Source organism: Corynebacterium sp. MSK044 (genome assembly GCF_030232825.1).
Lineage (GTDB): Bacteria > Actinomycetota > Actinomycetes > Mycobacteriales > Mycobacteriaceae > Corynebacterium.
This window is the reverse complement of sequence record NZ_JASPJJ010000063.1, coordinates 1-512: the sequence shown is the minus strand read 5'-3', so window position 1 is coordinate 512 and position 512 is coordinate 1. Positions and strand designations below refer to the sequence as shown.

The 512-nt window shown below is 50.0% G+C and carries 1 protein-coding gene; it reads left to right on the top strand.

Annotated elements, in window-relative coordinates; all coding sequences use genetic code 11:
• Positions 1 to 62: 62 nt before the first annotated feature.
• A partial coding sequence (locus QP994_RS11085; RefSeq protein WP_284866838.1) for a hypothetical protein occupies positions 63 to 512 on the top strand: 450 nt, incomplete at its 3' end.

Here is a 512-nt window from a genome sequence, read left to right as displayed (position 1 = left end):
CTGCGGCGCGCACCCGTGGTGACGCTATTGCGGTGTACTTCAACTAACAGGACGTAACTGATATGCCTACTTCTACTGATTTGCCGAGCCGTTTTGATCCTGTGACTGATCAAGAGCTTGCTGGTTACATCACTGCGTTGACAGATGCGCTCAACGATGGTGCTGATGGTGATGCTGCTGCTGGGTTGGCGAAAGTCGTCAATGAGCATTGTAAGCCTTGGCATTATGAGCATTTTGATGCTGTTGAGGCTTGTTATCTTAAGGAGCCGCGTTTTGCGGTGCGGTTTCCTATGTTTCAGTGTCTTGAGCGGTTGTGTGGGCAGGACGTGCAGTTGCTTGATCGGATGCTTGAGCTTTATGAAACTGATCACCGTACCGAAGAGGCTGATTGCAACCGAGAGGTGATCAAAGAGTTTTTCCAGTATTTGTTTGCCACTAAAGGTCATCAGCGTCACTGGGATGCGATTGCGGAGTCTGCGACGACAGTACAAGACGTCGCTATGCTTGAAGCT